The sequence below is a fragment of the Rhodococcus sp. X156 genome (genome assembly GCF_004006015.1).
GTDB lineage: Bacteria > Actinomycetota > Actinomycetes > Mycobacteriales > Mycobacteriaceae > X156.
This window is the reverse complement of sequence record NZ_CP034766.1, coordinates 1885130-1906022: the sequence shown is the minus strand read 5'-3', so window position 1 is coordinate 1906022 and position 20893 is coordinate 1885130. Positions and strand designations below refer to the sequence as shown.

The 20893-nt window shown below is 73.3% G+C and carries 20 protein-coding genes; 15 read left to right on the top strand and 5 right to left on the bottom strand.

Going from position 1 to position 20893, the window contains the following annotated elements; all coding sequences use genetic code 11:
- Positions 1-104 precede the first annotated feature (104 nt).
- A complete protein-coding gene (locus ELX43_RS08995) occupies positions 105-1040 on the top strand; it encodes an alpha/beta hydrolase (RefSeq protein ID WP_127783087.1) in 936 nt (311 codons plus the stop codon).
- Here ELX43_RS08995 and ELX43_RS08990 read toward each other — a convergent pair.
- Positions 1028-2503 (bottom strand): bifunctional phosphatase PAP2/diacylglycerol kinase family protein, encoded by a 1476-nt coding sequence (locus ELX43_RS08990; protein WP_127783086.1) that lies wholly within the window; start codon positions 2501-2503, stop codon positions 1028-1030. The genes ELX43_RS08995 and ELX43_RS08990 overlap by 13 nt on opposite strands.
- 146 nt (positions 2504-2649) lie before the next feature.
- On the opposite strand from ELX43_RS08990, the gene ELX43_RS08985 reads away from it, so the two are divergent.
- The 10 genes from ELX43_RS08985 to ELX43_RS08940 all read left to right on the top strand — a co-directional run bounded on the left by ELX43_RS08985 (position 2650) and on the right by ELX43_RS08940 (position 14140).
- Entirely contained in the window at positions 2650-4191 is a 1542-nt protein-coding gene (locus ELX43_RS08985) for an AMP-binding protein (RefSeq protein ID WP_127783085.1), read from the top strand.
- 330 nt (positions 4192-4521) lie between these two features.
- Positions 4522-6114 carry an NlpC/P60 family protein gene (locus ELX43_RS08980; protein ID WP_127783084.1) on the top strand — a complete coding sequence of 531 codons (1593 nt, stop codon included), beginning with the start codon at positions 4522-4524 and terminating at the stop codon, positions 6112-6114.
- Positions 6115-6332: 218 nt separating this feature from the next.
- The gene (locus ELX43_RS08975; RefSeq protein WP_127784779.1) at positions 6333-7394 is read left to right on the top strand and encodes a MoxR family ATPase; all 1062 of its coding nucleotides are present in this window, start codon (positions 6333-6335) and stop codon (positions 7392-7394) included.
- 50 nt (positions 7395-7444) lie between these two features.
- Positions 7445-8401 carry a DUF58 domain-containing protein gene (locus ELX43_RS08970; protein ID WP_206518225.1) on the top strand — a complete coding sequence of 319 codons (957 nt, stop codon included), beginning with the start codon at positions 7445-7447 and terminating at the stop codon, positions 8399-8401.
- A complete protein-coding gene (locus ELX43_RS08965; protein WP_127783083.1) occupies positions 8398-9375 on the top strand; it encodes a VWA domain-containing protein in 978 nt (325 codons plus the stop codon). Before ELX43_RS08970 ends, ELX43_RS08965 begins: the two co-directional genes overlap by 4 nt.
- Before the next feature lie 24 nt (positions 9376-9399).
- On the top strand, positions 9400-10194 hold the full coding sequence (locus ELX43_RS08960) for a metal-dependent transcriptional regulator (protein ID WP_127783082.1): 795 nt from the start codon (positions 9400-9402) through the stop codon (positions 10192-10194).
- A 147-nt stretch (positions 10195-10341) separates the two neighbouring features.
- Positions 10342-11400: a sodium:calcium antiporter gene (locus ELX43_RS08955; RefSeq protein WP_127783081.1), complete on the top strand. Its 1059-nt coding sequence runs from the start codon at positions 10342-10344 to the stop codon at positions 11398-11400.
- A 66-nt stretch (positions 11401-11466) separates the two neighbouring features.
- Entirely contained in the window at positions 11467-12195 is a 729-nt protein-coding gene (locus ELX43_RS08950) for a beta-ketoacyl-ACP reductase (protein ID WP_127783080.1), read from the top strand.
- A 49-nt stretch (positions 12196-12244) separates the two neighbouring features.
- Positions 12245-13012, top strand: a complete 768-nt coding sequence (fabI, locus tag ELX43_RS08945) for an enoyl-ACP reductase FabI (RefSeq protein WP_127783079.1) — start codon at positions 12245-12247, stop codon at positions 13010-13012.
- Positions 13013-13045: 33 nt separating this feature from the next.
- Positions 13046-14140, top strand: coding sequence for a ferrochelatase (locus tag ELX43_RS08940; protein ID WP_127783078.1), 1095 nt, complete (start codon positions 13046-13048; stop codon positions 14138-14140).
- Here ELX43_RS08940 and ELX43_RS08935 read toward each other — a convergent pair.
- Positions 14137-14955 (bottom strand): hypothetical protein, encoded by an 819-nt coding sequence (locus ELX43_RS08935; RefSeq protein WP_127783077.1) that lies wholly within the window; start codon positions 14953-14955, stop codon positions 14137-14139. The two genes, ELX43_RS08940 and ELX43_RS08935, sit on opposite strands and share 4 nt — an antisense overlap.
- A 67-nt stretch (positions 14956-15022) precedes the next feature.
- Between ELX43_RS08935 and ELX43_RS08930 the strand changes: the two genes are divergently transcribed.
- The 4 genes from ELX43_RS08930 (at position 15023) to ELX43_RS08915 (ending at position 18246) form a co-directional block, all read left to right on the top strand.
- Positions 15023-15889 carry a DUF3097 domain-containing protein gene (locus ELX43_RS08930; RefSeq protein ID WP_127783076.1) on the top strand — a complete coding sequence of 289 codons (867 nt, stop codon included), beginning with the start codon at positions 15023-15025 and terminating at the stop codon, positions 15887-15889.
- Between the two features lie 65 nt (positions 15890-15954).
- On the top strand, positions 15955-16386 hold the full coding sequence (locus ELX43_RS08925; protein WP_127783075.1) for an NfeD family protein: 432 nt from the start codon (positions 15955-15957) through the stop codon (positions 16384-16386).
- Positions 16386-16952 carry an SPFH domain-containing protein gene (locus ELX43_RS08920; RefSeq protein ID WP_127783074.1) on the top strand — a complete coding sequence of 189 codons (567 nt, stop codon included), beginning with the start codon at positions 16386-16388 and terminating at the stop codon, positions 16950-16952. The genes ELX43_RS08925 and ELX43_RS08920 overlap by 1 nt, the downstream gene beginning before the upstream one ends.
- Before the next feature lie 37 nt (positions 16953-16989).
- Entirely contained in the window at positions 16990-18246 is a 1257-nt protein-coding gene (locus ELX43_RS08915) for an SPFH domain-containing protein (RefSeq protein WP_127783073.1), read from the top strand.
- An 18-nt stretch (positions 18247-18264) separates the two neighbouring features.
- On the opposite strand, the gene ELX43_RS08910 is transcribed toward ELX43_RS08915, so the two are convergent.
- From ELX43_RS08910 to ELX43_RS08900, 3 genes are all read right to left on the bottom strand, one after another.
- Positions 18265-19671 (bottom strand): NAD(P)/FAD-dependent oxidoreductase, encoded by a 1407-nt coding sequence (locus ELX43_RS08910; protein WP_127783072.1) that lies wholly within the window; start codon positions 19669-19671, stop codon positions 18265-18267.
- A 73-nt stretch (positions 19672-19744) separates the two neighbouring features.
- The gene (locus tag ELX43_RS08905; RefSeq protein WP_127783071.1) at positions 19745-20314 is read right to left on the bottom strand and encodes a hypothetical protein; all 570 of its coding nucleotides are present in this window, start codon (positions 20312-20314) and stop codon (positions 19745-19747) included.
- Positions 20311-20892, bottom strand: a complete 582-nt coding sequence (locus ELX43_RS08900; protein ID WP_127783070.1) for a hypothetical protein — start codon at positions 20890-20892, stop codon at positions 20311-20313. Before ELX43_RS08900 ends, ELX43_RS08905 begins: the two co-directional genes overlap by 4 nt.
- Position 20893: the final 1 nt, after the last annotated feature.

Below are 20893 nucleotides of genomic sequence, written 5' to 3'. Positions count from 1 at the left end.
CTGATTGTTGCCCACCCGGATTCTGGCCTACTTGGCGCCCTTCCGCCCGGCGTCAACCTTCACAGTACGCGCGTCCTGTTTGTTGCGGGGTAACGTCGCCCGGCATGTCGATGGACCCCCAGCTGGCCGAGATCTTCGCCGCCCTGACCCTGCCCGAGATCGGTGGCGACGGCGCCGACCCGAGGCGCCTGCGGGAGATGATGGAGCAGGTCAGCGCCATGGTGCCGGTGAGCATCGAGGTGGACCACGTCGAGGACGCCGACGCCGACGGCGTGCCGGTGCGGGTCTACCGGCCAGCGTCGGAGCACCCGCTGCCGGTGGTGCTGTTCCTGCACGGCGGGGGCTTCGTGCTGGGCAGCGTGCGCACCCACGACGCGCTGGCCCGCCGGATCGTGCGCGACTGCGGGGCCGTGGTGGTGTCGGTGGACTACCGCCTGGCCCCTGAGCACCCCTTCCCCGCTGCGGTGGAGGACTGCTGGACGGCCCTGCAGTGGGCGGCCGCGCACGCCGCCGAGCTCGGCGGGGACCCCGAGCGGCTGGCCGTGGCCGGGGACAGCGCCGGCGGCAACCTGGCGGCGGTGCTCACCCACCTGGCCCGTGACAGCGGCGGGCCCGCGCTGGCGTTCCAGCTGCTGCTCTACCCGGTCACCAGCGGGCACCAGGACTGGCCCAGCATGATCGAGAACGCCGAGGCGCCGCTGCTCAACCGCAAGGCCATCGCGTACTTCGCCGCCCAGTACGCCGGGGCGGCGGGCGAGGTCTCGGTGCGCTCGGCGCCGGCCACCGCGGAGAGCTTCGCCGGGCTGCCGCCGGCCTTCGTGGCCACCGCCGGGCACGACCCGTTGCGCGACGACGGCGAGGCCTACGGCGAGCTGCTGCGTCGCGACGGAGTGCCGGTGACGGTGCGGCGCTTCGAGCCGCTGGTGCACGGCTTCGCGTCGCTGGACGGTGTCACCCCGTCCACCACCGCCGCCGTGGACGAGTGCCTGGCCGCACTGCGCGCCGGGCTGCACCCGGGCGAGCCCGCTCAGGCGCGGTAGAGCACCAGCGACTGCGGCCGGCTGCGGAAGGTGAACGTGCGTCCGTGCCCGGCCACCTCGCCGTCGGTGGCCAGCGACGTCGGCGGGCCCAGCACCTGGACGCGGAGCTGCTCGACGTTGCTGTGGACGTAGGTGGGGCTGCCCGCCAGCGTCCCGGTGGCCGCCGCCAGCAGCAGCCGGGTCCGGGAGGCGTAGGTGTCGGCCCGCAGGTAGCGCACGTCCAGGGTGGCGGAGCTGAGGGTGGGCCGCGACATGGGCACCTGGTCGGTGGGGGCGTAGCGGCCGTTGCCCACGAAGAGCATCCACAGCGCGGCACGCCGCCCGTCCAGCTCCACCTCCAGCGGCGCGGCCCGCTGCAGCACCCGCACCATGGCCACTGCCGCGGCGGGCCACTTGCCGATCCGGTGCTCGAGCTGCTCGCGCAGCTGCACCGCGTCCGGGTAGCCGCCGATGCTGGCGGTGTTCACGAAGAGCCGACCGGGGCCGGCGTCCACGCACACCTCGGCGCTGTCCACCCGCTCCGCGCGGCCCGCAGCGATCGCCGAGGCCGTCGCCGCCACGTCCACCGCGTCGACGTCGCGAGCGAAGTGGTTGAGGGTGCCACCGGGCAGCACCGCCATGGGCAGGCCGTTGGCCACCGCCACGCCGGCCACCGCCTGCACGGTGCCGTCCCCGCCGGAGACCGCCAGCGCGCGCACCCCGCCGGCGTCCACCGCCTCCTGCAGCTGCTCACCGGCGTCGCGGTCGGGGTCGGTCTCCAGCAGCCGCACCCGGGGGAGCAGCTCGACCAGCTCGGTGGCCGGGTCGTCGCCGTTGCCGGAGGCGGGGTTGGTCAGCACCAGCAGCCCCTCGCCGTCGGCCAGGGCGGGGGCCTGCACCCGGGCGCCCAGCACCGCCGGCTCCTCCGGCCGCACCGCCCACCAGCGTCGGGTCGCCAGCGCCACCGCTGCACCGACGCCAGCACCCACCAGCACGTCCGAGGGCCAGTGCACACCGACGTGCACCCGGGAGTAGGCGACCGCACCGGCCAGCGGCGCCAGCAGCGCACCGGACGCCGGCGACTCCAGGGCCACCGCGGTGACGAAGGCTGCGGCGGAGGCGGAGTGGCCGGAGGGGAACGACGAGGACGTCGGGGGGTGCACCAACCGACGCAGCGCGGGCACGGTCTGGGCGGGCGGTCGCCGGCGGGGGAACACCGGCTTGAGCATCCCGTTGGCCACGGCGCTGGCGCCGGCCACCGCCAGCAGCCCCCGCACCGCCCCGCGGCGGGGGCGACCGCCGGCGACGAGCATGCCCGCGGCAAGGCCGCACCACAGCACGCTGTGGTTGGCCGAGCGGCTCAGCCCGAGCAGGGTGCGGTCCATCGGCGAGGGACGCAGCCGGGCGCTGCGACCGATCAGGGCGTGGTCCGCGGTGGCCAGCTGGCTGGCGGTGCCCAGCACCCGACGTCGCAATCTGCTCATGGGAGGTGATCGTGCCTGGTCGGCCCGGGTTACCGGCAACGGCCTCGCCAACGTGCCGTCAGCGCGGTGGGGACCGAGCGGTCCCCGGTGGTGCAGGTCACTACGATGAGGCCGGTTCCTCATTCCCCGACCTGGAGGTCGCCCCCATGCGCGTTCCCTTGACCACACAGGACTTTCTCGAGCGCGCCGAGGTGGTCTGGGCCAACCGCACGGCCGTCATCGACGAGCCCAACCAGCCGGCCGACCCGGTGCCCACCACCACCTACGGCGAGCTGGCTCGGCGGGTCCGCGCCTGGCAGGCCGGACTGGACGCCCTCGGCGTGGCCGAGGGCGACCGGGTGGCGGTGGTGAGCCACAACTCCGCCCGCCTGCTCGAGCTGCTGTACGCCGTCACCGCCAGTGGCCGCGTCTGCGTGCCCATCAACTTTCGGCTCAGCCGCGACGAGATCGCCTACATCGTGGACAACAGCGGGGCGGACGTGCTGCTGCTGGACCCGGAGATCGCCGAGCCGCTGATGGACCTGCCGGTGCGCCACACCTTCGTCCTGGGCGCGCAGACCGAGGACGAGCTGATGCGCTTCGACGTGCAGCCGCGGCCGTGGTCGGCTCCCGACGAGGACGCCACCGCCACCATCAACTACACCTCCGGCACCACGGCGCGCCCCAAGGGCGTGCAGATCACCCACCGCAACATCTGGGTGAACTCCACGACGTTCGGCCTGCACACCCGCACCTGGGAGCGCGACACCTTCCTGCACACGCTGCCGATGTTCCACTGCAACGGCTGGGGGATGCCCTTCACCATGGCCGGCATGGGAGTGCCGCAGGTGGTGATCCGCAAGATCGACGGCGGGGAGATCCTGCGCCGCGTGCAGGAGCACGGCGTCACCCTGATGTGCGCCGCCCCCGCCGTCTACAGCGCGGTGCTCGACGCCGCGGCGGACTGGGACGGCGAGATCCCCGGTCGCGACCGCGTCCGCGTGGTCTGCGCCGGCGCCCCGCCGCCCAGCCGCACCATCGAGCGGATCATCGACGAGCTGGGCTGGGAGTTCCTGCAGATCTACGGCCTCACCGAGACCTCGCCGCTGACCACCTTCAACCGCACCCGGCCGGAGGACCTGCACCTGCTGGTGGCCGACCGGGCCAAGCGGCTCAGCCGAGCCGGCTCGCCGACGCTGGGCACCCGGTTCAGCATCTCCGACTCCGGCGAGGTGCTGGTGCGCTCCAACACGGTGCTGGCCGGGTACTGGGAGAACCCGGAGGAGTCGGCCAAGGCACTGGCCGACGGGTGGTTCCACACCGGAGACGGCGGGACGATCGACCCGGACGGCGGCGAGGTGATCATCTCCGACCGCAAGAAGGACGTGATCATCACCGGCGGGGAGAACGTGTCCTCCATCGAGGTGGAGGACACGCTGTTCAGCCACCCGTCAGTGGCCGAGGCCGCGGTCATCGGGGTGCCCAGCGAGAAGTGGGGCGAGACCATCAAGGCCCTGGTGGTGCTCGTCGACGGAGCGCAGGTCACCGAGGCCGACCTCATCGCGCACTGCAAGTCCAAGCTGGCCGGCTACAAGGCGCCCACCTCGATCGAGTTCCGCGAGGAGATCCCGCGCACCGCCACCGGCAAGATCCAGAAGTTCAAGCTGCGCAAGCAGTTCTGGGCCGACGGTGATCGCCAGGTGAACTAGCCCGCGCTGGCCCGCCCGACGCACGCACAGCTGCGCCGCCCCTCTCCGGGGGCGGCGCAGCCGTGCGTGTGGGCTTGAGTGGCTCAGGTCTGTGGTTGGTGTGACGATTGTTGAGGATGTGAACTGAGTAACCCCTGGCGCTGCTGGGGAAAAAGTGTCACAGTGTGACGACTTGTCACATGTTCACTGAATTCTGTGACGCGCAGTGATTTTGATCGGCGACGGCAGCGGTCGGGCGTCCAGGGTGCTCAGCAGTGCGCATGTGTGGCATGAGGGAGAAGTTTGGTGTCTGGCCTAGACAGTCACGCGCGGGGACCCGCGCCGAGACGCATGATCCGGGTGGTGCTCGGCGCCGCCGTGGTCACCGTGCTGACGGCCTCGCTCCCGCCGGCCGCGATGGCCGTGCCACCGCCCCCACCCAACCCCAGCGACACCCAGCTCACCGAGGCCACCAGTGCCGCCGACGGCCAGGCCGCCCAGGTCGGCCAGCTGATCAAGAACCTGACCACCGCACAGGCCGAGCTGGACCAGCTCGCCGTCAACGTGGGGGTCCAGCGCGAGCTGGCGAACAAGGCGAGGGTGGACCTCGAGGAGGCCCGCGCCGGCGCCGACGCCGCCGACCAGGCGGTGGTCAACGCCCAGCACCAGGTGCTGCTCTCCCAGGACTCCATCGAGAGCGCACGCCGCCAGGTCGACCAGCTCGCCGCCGGCAGCTACCAGCAGGGCAGCACGGTCGGCTCCTTCAGCGCCTACCTGGGCTCGGAGAGCCCGGAGGACGTGCTGGCCAGGGCACAGCTGCTCAACGCCGTGACCACCAGCCAGCTCGGCGTCATGGAGACCCTGCAGCGCGCTCGAGCGCAGAGCGCCAACGCCGAGTCGGCGGCCCGCGCCGCCAAGACCCAGGCGGACAGCGCCCGGGCCCAGGCCGACGCGGCCAAGGGCGCGGCCGACCAGGCCACCCAGAACGCGATGAGCGCGCAGCAGGCCCAAGCCGCGCAGACCGCCCAGCTGCAGGCCAACCGCGACCAGGCCCAGTACGCGCTGGACCAGGCCCGCACCGCGGTGTCCGGCCTGCAGGGCCAGCGCCAGGCCTTCGAGCAGTGGGACACCCAGCGCCGCGCCGAGGAGGCCGCCGCCGCCCAGCGTGCGGCCGAGGAGGCCGCGCGCCAGCGGGCCGCCGCCGAGGCCGCCGCGCAGGCCCAGGCCGCCGCCGACGCCGTGAACGCGCAGCAGGCGGCGGACGCCTCTGCGGCCCGGCAGCGGGCAGCAGCCCAGGCGGCCGCAGCCCAGACAGCCGCAGCCCAGACGGCCACCGTCCAGGCCGCCGCCCCCCGTCCCAGCGCCCCCCGCCCCAGCACCCCGCAGGCCGTGCCCGCTCCAGCGCCGGTCGCCGCTCCGGTGTACGTCGCGCCGGCACCGGTGGCCGCACCCGTCTACGTGGCGCCGCCCAAGCCGGCGCCGGCGCCCGTGCGCACGCCGCCGCGCGGCAACGGTGGCTCCAGCACCGGATCGGTGCAGACGGTGATCAACCGGGCGATGTCGCAGCTGGGCGTGCCCTACTCCTGGGGGGGTGGCAACGCCTACGGCGCCACGGTCGGCATCCGGGACGGCGGCGTCGCCGACAGCTTCGGCGACTACGCCAAGGTGGGCTTCGACTGCTCCGGCCTGATGGTCTACGCCTTCGCCGGGGTGGGCATCTCGCTGCGGCACTACACCGGCTACCAGTACGAGTCAGGCACCAAGGTCCCGATCTCGCAGATGCGGCCGGGCGACATGATCTTCTGGGGCCCCTACGACATCCACCACGTCGCGCTGTACCTGGGCGACGGCAAGATGATCGAGGCCCCGCAGTCCGGGTCGTACGTGAAGATCTCCCCGGTGCGCTACGGCGGCATCATGCCCTACGCGGTTCGGATGCTCTGAGCCGTTCGGATGAACGGGCGGCCCGGATGCACGGGCGGGTCGGGTGCTCACAGTCCCCACACGGTGCAGACTGTTTGCTGTGCACCACACAGGTGTGCGCCGAAGACGGAGGAGCAGCGGTGAGCTCAGGGGCTCAGGATCACGGACAGCAAGCCCCGGCAGGCAACGCCGGGCCCCGCGGTGCGGTGCCGCAGGGCGGCGTGCCGACGGCGAGCAGCATGCAGCGTGACGCCCAGCTGCTGGAGCGCACCGTCTTCGAGGTCAAGCGAGTCATCGTCGGCCAGGACCGGATGGTCGAGCGGATGCTGGTGGGCCTGCTCGCCAAGGGCCACCTGCTGCTGGAGGGTGTGCCCGGGGTGGCCAAGACCCTCGCGGTGGAGACCCTCTGCACGGTGGTGGGCGGCCACTTCTCCCGCATCCAGTTCACCCCCGACCTGGTGCCCGCCGACCTCATCGGCACGCGCATCTACCGGCAGGGCCGCGAGGAGTTCGACGTGGAGCCCGGGCCGGTGGTGGCCAACTTCGTGCTCGCCGACGAGATCAACCGGGCCCCCGCCAAGGTGCAGTCGGCACTGCTGGAGGTGATGGCCGAGCACCAGGTCACCATCGGCGGCAAGACCTTCCCCATGCCCAAGCCCTTCCTGGTGCTGGCCACCCAGAACCCGATCGAGAACGAGGGTGTCTACCCGCTCCCGGAGGCCCAGCGCGACCGGTTCCTGTTCAAGATCCTGGTGGAGTACCCCTCCATCGAGGAGGAGCGCGAGGTCGTCTACCGGATGGGCGTGCGCGCCCCCGAGCCGCAGCAGGTGCTCACCCCGGACGAGCTGGTGCGGCTGCAGGACGTCGCTGCCCAGGTGTTCGTGCACCACGCCCTGGTCGACTACGTGGTCCGCGTCGTGGCCGCCACACGCACCCCGGCCGACCTCGGGCTGACCGACGTCGCGGGCTGGATCGGCTACGGCGCATCACCCCGCGCCACCCTGGGTGCCATCGCGGCTGCCCGTGCGCTGGCCCTGGTGCGCGGCCGCGACTACGTGCTGCCCCAGGACGTGGTGGACGTGCTGCCCGACGTGCTCCGCCACCGCCTGGTGCTGTCCTACGACGCGCTGGCGGACGAGATCCCGGTGGAGCACGTCATCAACCGGGTGCTGCAGTCGGTGAGCCTGCCGCAGGTGAGCTCGCAGCCGGTGCCGCTGGTCACGCCGGGCGGCCCGCCCCCTGGTGGCCCGCAGGGACCGGTGCCGCAGCCCTTCCAGCCGATCGGCCCCCAGCAGCGGTGAGCGTCCTGCGCCGCGCAGCGTCCCTGTCCGGGGACGGCGCTGCTGCCCCGGTGGCCCCCCGCCCCGCCGACCGGCCTGCCTGGGCACCACCCTCGCTGGAGTCCGGCCACCTGGAGGACCCCAAGCTGGCGGCGGCGCTGCGCACCCTGGAGCTGACGGTGCGCCACCGGCTGGACGGGCTGCTGCAGGGCAACCACCTGGGGCTGGTGCCCGGTCCCGGCAGCGAGCCCGGCGAGGCCCGCACCTACCAGCCTGGCGACGACGTGCGGCGGATGGACTGGTCGGTGACCGCCCGCACCACCGAGCCGCACATCCGCCAGACCGTGGCCGACCGCGAGCTGGAGACCTGGGTGGTGTGCGACCTGTCGCCCAGCCTGGACTTCGGCACCGCCGCCTGCGAGAAGCGCGACCTGGCGGTGGCGGCGGTGTCCGCGATCGCCCACCTCACCAGCGGTGGCGGCAACCGCATCGGGGCGATCGTGGCCACCGGTGCACACACCACCCGCATCCCGCCCCGCGGTGGCTCGGTCGCGGCGCAGAGCATGCTGCGCTCCCTCGCCACCACCCCGCGCGCCCCGGACGGCACCCGCGGCGACCTGGGGGCGGCGCTGGAGCTGCTGCGCCGCCCACCCAAGCGCCGCGGCCTGGCGGTGGTGGTCAGCGACTTCCTCGGTGACGTCACCTGGGAGCGCTCGCTGCGCGGGCTGGCCGCCCGGCACGACCTGCTGGCCGTGGAGGTGCTCGATCCCCGCGACCTGGAGCTGCCCGACGTGGGCCGGGTGGTGCTCAGCGACCCGGAGTCCGGCCGGGTGCGCGAGGTGAGCACCACGCCCCGGCTGCGCACGGACTTCGCCGCCGCCGCCGAGGCCCACCGCCAGGAGGTGGCGCGCGCGCTGCGTCGGTGTGGCGCACCGCGGCTGACGCTGCGCACCGACTCCGACTGGATCGCCGACATCGTGCGCTTCGTCATCGGACGCAAGCGCGGCTGGTCGGGTGGGCTGCGATGAGCCTCACCGGCTTCACCTCCCCGCTGTGGTTCCTGCTGCTGCTCGCGGTGGTGGTGCTGCTCGCCGGCTACCTGGTGGTGCAGCGGATGCGGCGGCGCAACACCATGCGCTTCACCAACCTGGCCCTGCTGGAGAAGGTGGCGCCCCGTCGGCAGGGCCTGGCCAGGCACGTCCCCACGGCCCTGTTCCTGGTGGCGCTGACCTGCCTCACCATCGCCCTGGCCGGGCCCACCTCCGAGCAGAAGGTGCCCCGCAACCGGGCCACCGTCATCCTGGCCGTGGACGTGTCGCTGTCCATGGAGTCCACCGACGTCGAGCCCTCCCGGCTGAAGGCGGCGCAGACCGCGGCCAAGCAGTTCGTGGACGGCCTCACCCCTGGGGTGAACCTGGGTGTGGTCGCGTTCGCCGGCACCGCCACCGTGCTGGTCTCGCCCACCGTCGACCGGTCGGCGCCCAAGGCGGCCATCGACAACCTGAAGCTGGCCGAGCGGACCGCCACCGGCGAGGCGATCTTCACCTCGTTGCAGGCCATCGACACCATGGCTGCGGTGGTTCCGGGCGCCGAGCCGCCCCCGGCCCGCATCGTGCTGCTCTCCGACGGCGCGCAGACCGTCCCGGAGTTCACCGACGATCCCCGTGGCTCGTTCACCGCGGCGGGGGAGGCGGCGAAGAAGAAGATCCCGGTGTCCACCATCTCCTTCGGCACCCGCTACGGCACCGTGGACATCGAGGGTCGCCGCCAGCCGGTGCCGGTGGACGACGCCTCGATGCGCCAGATCGCCCGGCTGGCTGGCGGGGACTTCTACACCGCCTCCAGCCTGGCCGACCTCAACGCCGTCTACGACACCCTGGAGAAGCAGATCGGCTACGAGACGCTGCTGGGTGACGCCAGCCGGCCGTGGCTGATCCTGGGCACGGTGCTGGCGCTGCTCTCGGCGGGCACGGGCCTGGTGCTCACCCAGCGGCTGCCCTAGCCGCGGCCCGGTATCCTCGGACGCGTGGTGGACTCCCGGAGCCGAACGGTGATCGAGGACTACCTCAAGGTTCTGTTCAACCTGGGGGAGTGGGACCCCGACGAGCGCTCCAACGCCAACCTCGCGGCCCGGCTGGGCGTCTCCACGTCGTCGGTGTCGGAGATGATCCGCAAGCTCACCGCGCAGGGCCTGGTCAGCCACGAGCCCTACGGCGGCATCGAGCTCACCGCGGCCGGGCGCACCCGTGCGGTGGAGATGGTGCGCAGGCACCGGCTGGTGGAGACCTACCTGGTGGAGCGGCTGGGCTACTCCTGGGACGAGGTGCACGACGAGGCCGAGGTGCTCGAGCACGCGGTGTCGCCCCGGATGGTGGAGCGGATGGACCACGCGCTGGGCCGACCGTGGCGGGACCCGCACGGCGATCCCATCCCCACCCCCGACGGTGTGCTGCACCAGCCGCCCACCAGCCCGGTGGCGACGCTGTCCCCGGGCTCCCGCGGCTTCGTGGCGCGGTTCATCGACCACGACCCGGAGCTGCTGCGGTGGTTCGCCGGGCTGGGCGTCGGCCTGGACACCGAGGTCGAGGTGGTCGAGCAGAAGCCCTTCGGCGGACCGCTGGTGGTGGCGGTGCACACCGGCGGTGAGCCGCGGCGGGTGGAGCTGGGGATCCAGGCGGTGCTGGCGCTGTGCGTGGCCCAGCACCGACCGCACCCCACCGGTGCGGAGGAGCCCGGCGCCGGGTGCCCCTACGTCGGCTGCCAGCACCTGGACACCATTCGTGCCGAGCACTCCGTCTCCGGCTCCGGCCAGCAGAGTTAGGCGCGCCTTACTCCGGACTTGGCCGCGCCCCACTCGGTTGTTCTCGTGGTCGCGTTTTTCCTGGGCCCGAACACGGCTAACTTCGCTGCGGTAACCGGGACGACGGCCGCTGACGGCCGCGCTCCCACCGGCGGCGAAGGGACAGCGATGACGCACGTGCTGTCGCTGGTGGGCTGCATCCTGGTGATCTACCTCGCCTCCGAGTGGTTCGTGAACGCCGTGGAGTGGCTCGGCGCGCGCCTGCGGATGGGTGGGCTCGCCGTCGGCACCGTGCTGGCGGCCGTGGGCACCGCCCTTCCGGAGAGCGTGGTCACGCTGGTGGCGGTGCTGCTGGGCAGCGACGAGCACGGCGCCGACATCGGGATGGGGGCGGCCATCGGCGGGCCCCTGGTGGTGGGCACCGTGGCCTACGCAGTCGCCGGGGTGGTGCTGCTGGCCCGGGCCCGCGGTGCCCACCTGCCGGTGCTGGTGGGCGCCGGACCCGGGCCGGCCCGGCTGGCAGCGCGTGACGACCGGGCTCCCGCTACCGACCTGGCCGCCACCACTCCGCGCCTGGCCCGCGACCAGGGCTGGTTCCTGGCCATCTACGCGGTCAAGCTGGGGCTGGGGCTGGTGGTCTTCGCCTACAAGCCCTGGCTGGGCCTGCTGTTCTTCGCCGCCTACGCGGTGTACGTCTCCCGCGAGGTGCGCAGCAGCCGGGGCGCCGCGGCCAGCACCACCGGCCTCGCCCCGCTCAAGCTGCAGCCGCGCCGGGCCAGCCCGAGCACGGCCGCCGTGCTCACCCAGACGGTGGTGACGCTGGCCCTGGTCTTCGGTGCCTCCCAGCTCTTCGTGCACGAGCTGGAGTGGGCCGGGCCCGCCCTGGGTGTGCCGGCCACCGTCAGCGCCCTGCTGCTGGCGCCCCTGGCCACCGAGCTGCCCGAGATCATGAACGCGGTCGTCTGGTGCCGCCAGGGCAAGCCCCAGCTGGCGCTGGCCAACCTGTCCGGCTCGATGATGATCCAGGTGACCGTCCCGTCCGGGCTGGGTCTGCTGTTCACCTCCTGGCAGCTCGACGCCCCGCTCGTCCTGGCCGGGGTGTGCACCATGGCGTCGGTGGGCTACCTGCTGGTGCTCACCCGCACCGGTCGGCTCACCGCCGGGCGGCTGGCCGGTGCCGCGGCCTTCTACGGGGCGTTCGCGGTGGGCCTGCTCGCGCTGGCCTGACCGGTCGGGAGCCGCCACACCCTGCGGAATGCCGGTCTACCCGTGAGTAGCCGATAGATTCCCGGCATGCCCGCACCGGACTCCCCGACCCCCTCCCGCTCCGTGCTCGTCACCGGCGGCAACCGGGGCATCGGCCTCGCCATCGCCCGCACCCTGGCCGCCGAGGGCCACCGCGTGGCCGTCACCCACCGCGGCTCCGGCGCTCCCGAGGGGCTGCTGGGCGTGCGCTGCGACGTCACCGACGCCGAGGCGGTGGACGCAGCCTTCGCCGAGGTGGAGGCCGCCCAGGGTCCGGTCGAGGTGCTGGTCTCCAACGCCGGCATCACCGAGGACACGCTGCTGCTGCGGATGACCGAGGACCAGTTCACCTCCGTGGTGGACGCCAACCTCACCGCTGCCTACCGGGTGGCCAAGCGGGCCGCGCGGGGCATGCTCAAGGCGCGCTGGGGCCGGATGATCTTCATCTCCTCGGTGGTGGGGCTGTCCGGTGCCCCCGGCCAGGTGAACTACGCCGCCTCCAAGTCCGGCCTGGTGGGCCTGTCCCGGTCCATCGCCCGCGAGCTGGGCTCCCGGTCGATCACCGCCAACGTGGTGGCACCGGGCTACGTGGACACCGACATGACCGCTGACCTCACCGAGGCACGCCGCAAGGCCATCACCGACGCCATCCCGCTGGGCCGGCAGGCCCGCCCCGAGGAGGTGGCCAGCGCCGTGCGGTGGCTCGCCTCCGACGAGGCCGGCTACGTCACCGGCGCGGTCATCCCGGTCGACGGCGGCATCGGCATGGGCCACTAGAGCACTTCCCCAGACACCCCAAGTTCACCAAGCACAGGAGGAAACCGACGTGAGCGGACTGCTCGAGGGCAAGCGGCTGCTGATCACCGGAGTGATCACCGATGCCTCCATCGCGTTCCACACCGCCCGGGTGGCGCAGGAGCAGGGCGCGACCGTGGTGCTCACCGGGTTCGGCCGGATGAGCCTGGTGGAGCGCATCGCCAAGCGCCTGCCCGAGCCGGCGCCGGTGGTGGAGCTGGACGTGGCCAACACCGAGCAGCTGGACTCCCTGGCTGCCCGCGTCGGGGAGCACGTGGACGGCCTGGACGGCGTGGTGCACTCGGTGGGCTTCGCACCGCCGTCCTGCCTGGGCGGGGGGTTCCTGGACGCGCCGTGGGAGGACGTGGCCACCGCCGTGCAGATCTCCGCCTACTCGCTGAAGTCCCTGGCGGTGGCCTGCCTGCCGCTGATGGGCCCGGGTGGCTCCGTGGTGGGCATGGACTTCGACGCCCGGCAGGCCTGGCCCGGCTACGACTGGATGGGTGTGGCCAAGGCGGCGCTGGAGTCCACCAGCCGCTACCTGGCCCGCGAGCTCGGCCCCAAGGGCATCCGGGTGAACCTGGTGGCGGCCGGTCCGCTGGCCACGATGGCGGCTCGCTCCATCCCCGGCTTCGAGCAGTTCCAGCAGCCGTGGGAGGAGCGCGCCCCGCTGGGATGGGACAAGAACGACGTGCTCCCGGTGGCCAAGACCGTGTGCGGCGTGCTCTCGGACTGGTTCCCCACCACCACCGGCTCGATGATCATGGCCGACGGCGGCTTCCACGCGATGGGTGTCTGAGCGCGCTCCGCACCGGGCGGCCACAATGGCAGCGTGAGCGAATCCCAGAGCTACGACGCGCTGTTGGTGCTGTCCTTCGGCGGTCCGGAGGGCCCCGAGGACGTCATCCCGTTCCTGGAGAACGTCACTCGGGGCAGGGGGATCCCGCCGGAGCGGCTGGCGGAGGTGGCCGAGCACTACCGGCACTTCGGCGGGGTCTCGCCCATCAACGCGCTCAACCGCAAGCTGATCGGTGAGGTGGAGGCCGAGCTGGCCGAGCAGGGCCTGAACCTGCCGGTGTACTTCGGCAACCGCAACTGGCACCCCATGGCCGAGGACACCGTCGCGGAGATGGCAGCCGCCGGGGTGCGCAACGCGCTGGTGCTCGCCACCTCGGCCTGGGGCGGGTACTCCGGGTGCCGCCAGTACCAGGAGGACATCGCCCGCGCCCGCGACGCGGTGGGCGCCGGCGCCCCCCAGCTCACCCGGCTCCGGCAGTTCTTCGACCACCCGCTGTTCGTCGCCGCCGAGGCCGACGCGGTGCGCGCGGCCGTGCAGCGACTGCCCGCCGAGCACCGCGCGCAGGCTCGCGTGGTCTTCACCGCGCACTCGGTGCCCGACTCGGCCGACCTGGCCTCGGGCCCGCCCGAGGAGGGTGGCCGCCGCTACTCCCGCCAGGTGGTCGAGGCGGCTCGGCTGGCTGCGGCCGAGGCCGGGGTGGCCGAGCACGACGTGGTGTGGCAGTCCCGGTCCGGCCCGCCCCAGGTGCCGTGGCTGGAGCCCGACATCCTCGACCACCTGCGTGACCTGCACACCCGTGGGGTGCCCGCGGTGGTGGTCAGCCCCATCGGCTTCGTCGCCGACCACCTGGAGGTGGTCTGGGACCTGGACACCGAGGCGGTGGACCTGGCTGCCGAGCTGGGCATGGCGCTGGAGCGGGCGGCCACCGTGGGCGAGGACCTTCGCTTCGCGCGGATGGTGGTGGAGCTGGTGCGCGAGCACACCGACGGGGTGTCCCCGCAGCGGCTCAGCGACGTGGGTGCGGCCGGCTGCACCCGCAACGGCGCACCATGTGCGGTGCGGTGCTGTGAACCGGCCAAGCGGGTGGCCAGCCAGCGCGCCGAGAGCCAGCGCCCCCAGGACGGCTAGCGCTGGGAGGGGTGGGCGGCCAGCACCCGCACCGACTCGGCCACGGCAGCCAGCTGGGCGGTGCGCACGTCGGTCCACAGTGGACGCAACAGCTGCTCGCGGGCGTCGGCGGCCGCGGCCGACCACGCGCCGCCGGGCGTGTCCTGCGCAGCCGCCTCGAGGATCGCGCCCACGTGCTGAGCCTGGTCGAGCACCCGCAGCGCTCGGGGCGGGACGCCACGGGGCCACTCCGGCTGGGGGGTCGCGCGCAGCGCTGCGGCGATGCGCTGGCGCACGGTGGCGTCCTCCCGGGCGACCTGCAGCTCGTCCAGGGCCCGCGCGCTGTCGCGGACCGCGCTGCGCAGCGCGTGCTCGGCCTCGGCCAGCCCGACGTGCTCGGCCGGGGGGACGTCCACGGGCAGGGAGTGCACCACCCAGCGCAGCGCCTCCTCGCCCTCCGCGGCCGGCACCAGGCCGAGCCCGGCGTCGGGCACCAGCACCCCCTCCCCAGCGGCCAGCGCGGCGCGGGCGAAGCTGGTCCCGGCAGGCAGGCCGCGCACGTCCCCGGCCACCGGCAGCACCAGCCGCACCTCGGCGCCGGACCCCGCCCGGCCGCCTGCGGTGCTGCGCCGCAGGGTGGTGAACAGCGCTGCAGCGCCCACGGTTCCGGCGCCCGGCCCGGGCAGCCCGGTCTGCGCGGCGGTCTCCGGATCGGCGGCGTGCACGCGCTGCACGGGTGCCCACGCGGTCAGCGCGTCGAGGGCGTCGTCCGGGGCGGCAGCGCCCGCCAGCCAGGCAGAGGCCCAGACGGTGAGGGTGGCACTTGCGTTCGACACAGTCGCCCAGCATAGGTCGGCGTGGCGCCGGGCGCCGCCGACCCACGACCACCTAGCCTGATGGCCCGTGACCCGATCCTCTCGTGCCGCCGGCCCGCGCGAACCCCACGCTCGCGACCCCTACGCCGGGGACATCTACGCCGGCCACCAGCGCCGCCACAAGCCCGCCGTGCCCCAGCTCGCCGCCGACCGGGGACTGGTGGTGGAGGACGCCGGCACCGGCTTCTGTGGCGCCGTGGTGGGCATCGAGAAGACCTACGACGGCGACTTCGTCCGGCTGGAGGACGCCAAGGGCCGTACCCGGCTGTTCGGCCTGCGGCCGGCGGCCTTCCTCGTCGACGGCAGCCCGGTCACGCTGGTGCGCCCGGTGGCCGCCGCAGCCAAGCCCCGGCGCAGCGCGTCCGGCTCCACCGAGGTGACCGGCCTGCGCGCCAGGACGGCGCTGCCCAGCCGGATCTGGGTGGAGGGTGTGCACGACGCAGCCCTGGTGGAGCGGGTGTGGGGCCACGACCTGCGGGTGGAAGGGGTGGTCGTGGAGCACCTCGAGGGGCTCGACAACCTGGCCGACCGGCTGCAGGAGTTCCAGCCCGGGCCTGGCCGCCGCGTCGGCGTGCTGGTGGACCACCTCGTCACCGGGTCCAAGGAGTCGCGGCTGACCAGCTCGCTGGGCCCGCACGTGCTGGTCACCGGTCACCCCTACATCGACGTGTGGGAGGCGGTGAAGCCCGCGTCGGTGGGGATCGCCGCCTGGCCCACCATCCCGCGCGGCGAGGACTGGAAGACGGGCATCTGCGAGCGGCTGGGGTGGGGAACGCCACGGGAGGGGTGGCAGCGGGTGTACGCCGCCGTCTCCACCTTCCGGGACCTGGAGGCCCCGATGATCGGCGCGGTGGAGCGCCTGGTCGACTTCGTCACCGAGGCCCCCCAGGGCTGAGCGGCCCGACCGCGAGCGCGGCCCGCCTCACACCGAGCGAAACCGATGTCTGAGACGATGGTTCTGTGGCAGCAGTGATCTGGTTGATCGCCGGGATCGCGCTCGCCGCCGCGGAGGTGGCGACGGGCGACTTCTTCCTGCTCATGCTCGCCGGCGGCGCCTTGGCCGCGGCGGGTGTCACGGCCGTCACCGACGCCCCGCTGTGGGTGGACGGCATCGTCTTCGCCGTGGTGTCGGTCGGCCTGGTGGCCGGGGTGCGACCCTCCCTGCTGCGCCGGGTGCGCCGCGGGCCCGCGCTGACCACCAACGTGGATGCGCTGGTGGGCAGTCGCGCTACGGTGCTCGAGCGCGTGGACCCCCACGGCGGGTTGGTCAAGCTGGCGGGTGACACCTGGACGGCGCGCACCTCCGACGGCTCCCAGGTGCTGGAGCCGGGCCAGACGGTGCTGGTGCTGGAGATTGACGGAGCGACGGCTGTGGTGGCGGAGGAACCCTGATGAGCATGGTTGTGGTGGTGTCGGTGCTGGTGGCACTCGTGGCGGTGCTGGCGGTCCGGTCGCTGGTGCACGTGGGGCCCCGCCAGGCCGCGGTGGTGCAGCGGCTCGGTCAGCACCACCGCACGGTGCGCGACCGGTGGACGCTGCTGGTGCCGGGCGTGGACCGCCTGCGCGGGGTGGTGGGGCTGGACGAGGAGGTCGTCACCACCGCGCCCCAGCCGGTGACCACCCGGGACGACGCGGTGGTCGAGGTGGTCGTGGTGGTGCACCTGCAGGTCGCCAACCCCCAGGCCGCCGTCTACGAGACCCCGGACTACCGGGCCTCCGTGCAGCACGTCCTGATCACCGCGCTGCGCAGCGTGATTGGTCGGCTCACCCTGGAGGAGGCGCTGACGTCCCGCGACTCCATCAACGGTCAGCTGCGCGTGGTGCTCGGCCAGACCGCCTGCCGGTGGGGCCTGCACGTCAACCAGGCGGAGGTGACCAGCGTCGAGCCCGTCGGCTCCGCGGACCCGCGCGGCGTCGTCCCGGCGCAGCACTGCCAGAGCCGTCTCGCAAGCAGCTAGGAGTGGCCGGCCCTCGGTCGCACAGGAGGAGCACAGGATGAACGCAGTACTGATCGTCCTCGCCGTGATCGTGGTGCTGGTGGTGGTCGTGGTCGCCAAGGCGATCGCGCTGGTTCCGCAGGCCGAGGCGGCGGTGGTCGAGCGGCTGGGCCGCTACCACAAGACCATCAGCGGGGAGCTGGCCTTCCTGGTGCCCTTCGTCGACCGGGTGCGCGCCAAGGTCGACCTGCGCGAGCGGGTGGTCAGCTTCCCGCCGCAGCCGGTGATCACCCAGGACAACCTCACGGTCTCCATCGACACGGTCGTGTACTTCCAGGTCACCAACCCGCAGGCCGCGGTGTACGAGATCAACAACTACATCGTCGGCGTGGAGCAGCTGACCACCACCACCCTGCGCAACGTGGTCGGCGGCATGACGCTGGAGGAGACGCTGACCTCCCGGGACTCCATCAACGGTCAGCTGCGGGGCGTGCTGGACGACGCCACCGGCCGCTGGGGCCTGCGGGTGGCCCGGGTGGAGCTCAAGAGCATCGACCCGCCGCCGTCCATCCAGGAGTCGATGGAGAAGCAGATGAAGGCCGACCGGGAGAAGCGGGCGACCATCCTCACCGCGGAGGGCCAGCGGGAGTCGGCCATCAAGACCGCCGAGGGCCAGAAGCAGAGCCAGATCCTCATGGCCGAGGGTGCCAAGCAGTCCGCCATCCTCTCCGCCGAGGCGGAGCGACAGTCCAGCATCCTGCGCGCCCAGGGTGAGCGGGCGGCGCAGTACCTGCGCGCCCAGGGCAAGGCGAAGGCCATCGAGAAGGAGTTCGCCGCCATCAAGGCCGGGCGTCCCACCCCCGAACTGTTGGCTTACCAGTACCTGCAGACGCTGCCGGAGATGGCCCAGGGCGACGCCAACAAGGTGTGGTTGGTGCCCAGCGAGTTCGGTTCTTCCCTGCAGGGCTTCGCCAAGATGCTGGGTGCTCCCGACGCCGAGGGGGTGCTGCGCTACGAGCCCGCCCCAGCCGACGAGGTGAGCACCCGCCCGGAGGATGACTCCGAGGAGGTCAAGGACTGGTTCGACACCTCCACCGACCCCAAGATCGCGGCTGCCGTGGCTGCGGCCGAGGCAGTGGCGCGCACCGACGTGGAGCCGCCGCACGAGGTGGCCCGACGCACCGGCGCCGCAGCGGCGGAGAAGGCCGCCGAGGGGCTGCACCGCGCCACCCGGCAGGAGCAGGCCTCGCTGGGCGCTGCCGGCGAGGACGACCCTGACGAGCCACGCCCGCTGCCTGGCGGCCCGGTGCAGTAGCGCACCAGGCCGCGGCCGCTAGGCCTGGGCGCTGCGGCTGTCCCCGCCGCTGGCCGCGGCCTTGCTGGGGGTGTCCCCGGACGGGGCGTCGGTGGTGGCGGCGTCGCCGCCGCCGGGACCGCGCGGCGCAGGGCGCTGCACGGTCTCGTTCCAGCCACTGGCGTAGGCGTCCGGGCGGTAGACGACGATCTGCGGGCGGCTGTGGGTGAAGTAGTCCCAGCCCCAGGAGAGGAAGGCGCCGAGCCGCTCGCGGGCGCCGGAGAGCAGCACCGCGTGCACCCCGAGCCAGGCGGCGAAGGCGATGGGGCCCTGCAGCTGGCGCCGCTTGACCCCGACCTCGGCCACGGCCGCGCCCCGGCCGACCATCGCCATGATGCCCTTGTCCAGGTAGTGGAACGGCTCGCGCGGACGGCCGGCGAGGTCGGCGAGGATGTTCTTGGCGGCCCACTTGCCGGCCTGCTGTGCCACCGACCCGAGCTGGGGGAGGTGGTTGCCCTTGGCGTCGGTGATGTTCGCGGCGTCGCCGAGCACGTAGACACCGTCGAACCCAGGCGCGGTGAGGTCGGGGTTGACGTCGATGCGCCCGCCCTTGCCCTGCGGCAGCCCGGAGCTGGTCAGCAGCTCGCCGGCCTTGAGCCCGCCGGCCCACACCACCACTCGGCAGGGGATGACGGTGCCGTCGGCGAGGGTGACGCGGTCGGGGGCCACCTCGGCCACCCCCACGCCCAGCCGGAGCTTCACGCCGATCTCGGCCAGCTTCTTCTTGGTGTACTTCTGCGACTTGTCGGTGAACGGGGCGAGCACCGTGGGGATCATGTCCACCAGGTAGACGGAGCAGATGTCGGCGAACTCCGGGGTGAAGTACTCCGACACCACGTACTTGATGCTCTCGGCGATGGCTCCGGCGGTCTCCACCCCGGTGGGTCCGCCGCCGACGACCACCACGTTGAGGCCGCCCTCGTCGACCATGTGGGGCAGGCTGTCGGCGCTGTCGAGGGCACCGAGCATCCGGGACGCCAGCCGAGCGGCGTCGTCCACGGAGTACAGCGGGAAGGTGTGCTCCTTGGCGCCAGGAGTGTTGAAGAAGTTGGCCTCCGCACCGGCGGCGAGCACGAGGATGGTGCCGCGGTAGGTCATCCCGTCGACGGTGGTGACGCTGCGGTCGGTGGGGTTGACGCTGGCGACCTCGGCGGTCTTGACGTCGACCAGCTTGTTGCCCCGGAAGATCCCGCGCAGCGGTCGGGCCACGTCGGCGACGGAGATCTGGGCCGTCGCCACCTGGTACAGCAGCGGCTGGAACTGGTGGTAGTTGTTCTTGTCGAGCAGCAGCACCCGCACCCCGGCGCGGGAGAGGCGCTCGGCGGCCGCGATCCCAGCGAAGCCCGCTCCGACAATCACTACATCGTGCTTCGTGTCTTCAGCCATGGCTCAAATGCTAGAGGTTGTCCGGAGGGCGGGGGAACCGGTTGCCCCGGGACCTCGTTCGCCGGAGTAGCGGTCAGGTGACCAAGAGGTGCGTCACGCCGCTGCACGCCAGTGCCCACAGCACGCTGGTGAACGTCCCGATGATGAACAGCTCGGAGGCGCGGGGGTCGCGCAGCTCGGGGTAGCGGGCCAGTCCCTTGACCGCCAGCACGATGGGGATGCCTGCGGGCCAGCCGGTGAGCACCGCGGCGGCCACGCTGGTGCGCTCCAGGACGCCGATCATGCCGCCACCGCGGAGCACGTGGGTGGGCGCCGGCTCCGGGTCGGGCTGCGGCACCGGTGCCGGGTTGGGATCGGGTGCCGGGTTGGGGTCAGGTGCGGGGACCTCGTTCGTCCGACCGGCGACGCGGAAGGCGGCGCGCACCACCGGGCTCGCGCCGCCCGCGGCGGCAGCGACTCCCAGCACCAGCGCGCAGGCACGGGGCGCACCGGTGAGGGTGCTGCCCAGGGGGGCCAGCACGCCCGCGGCGGTCAGCGCGGCCAGCTGCAGCGCCGGTGGGAGCCAGCTCTGGTCGGGCATCCGTGTCACGGCGGTGGGCAGCAGCGCCAGCACGCCGAGCAGGACGAGCACCGCCACGCTCATCGGTCGGCCTCGGCCAGCAGCGACGCCGCCAGGGTGCGACCGGCCTCCTCCTGCTGCCAGGCGGTGGCCCGCAGGCGCTGCGACACGGCCTGCTTGCTCACGCCGAGCACCGCCGCGGCGCTGCTCTGGGTGTGGCCGGTGCTGATCAGCTCCACGGCGGCCCAGCCCTCGGGGGAGCGGCGCTGCACCAGCAGGGCCACCAGGTCGAGGACGGTGGCGGCGGCCTCCGCGGCGGACGCGTCCGGTCCGTCCACGGCAAGGTGGGTGACGGCGGACTTCGCCCGCTCCACCGCGGTGCGCGCGTGCTCGAAGGCGGGCCCACGGCCAGCGCGGGTGACGGCCGGCAGGGGCAGCTCGACAGGTCCGGTGCCGATGCCCACGCTCCAGTGCTCGCGGCGCACCAGGTCCAGCGCCAGGGTCACCACCTGCTCCGGGTCGTCCAGCACGGCCTGCACCTCGTCGCCGGCGGTGCGGTCGAAGGGGCGCACCACGCGCGCGGCGGAGAGATCGCGCAACAGCTCCGGCACACGGTCGACGTCGCGGCGGCTGCGCCGCTGGTCGACGGTCAGCACGAACATG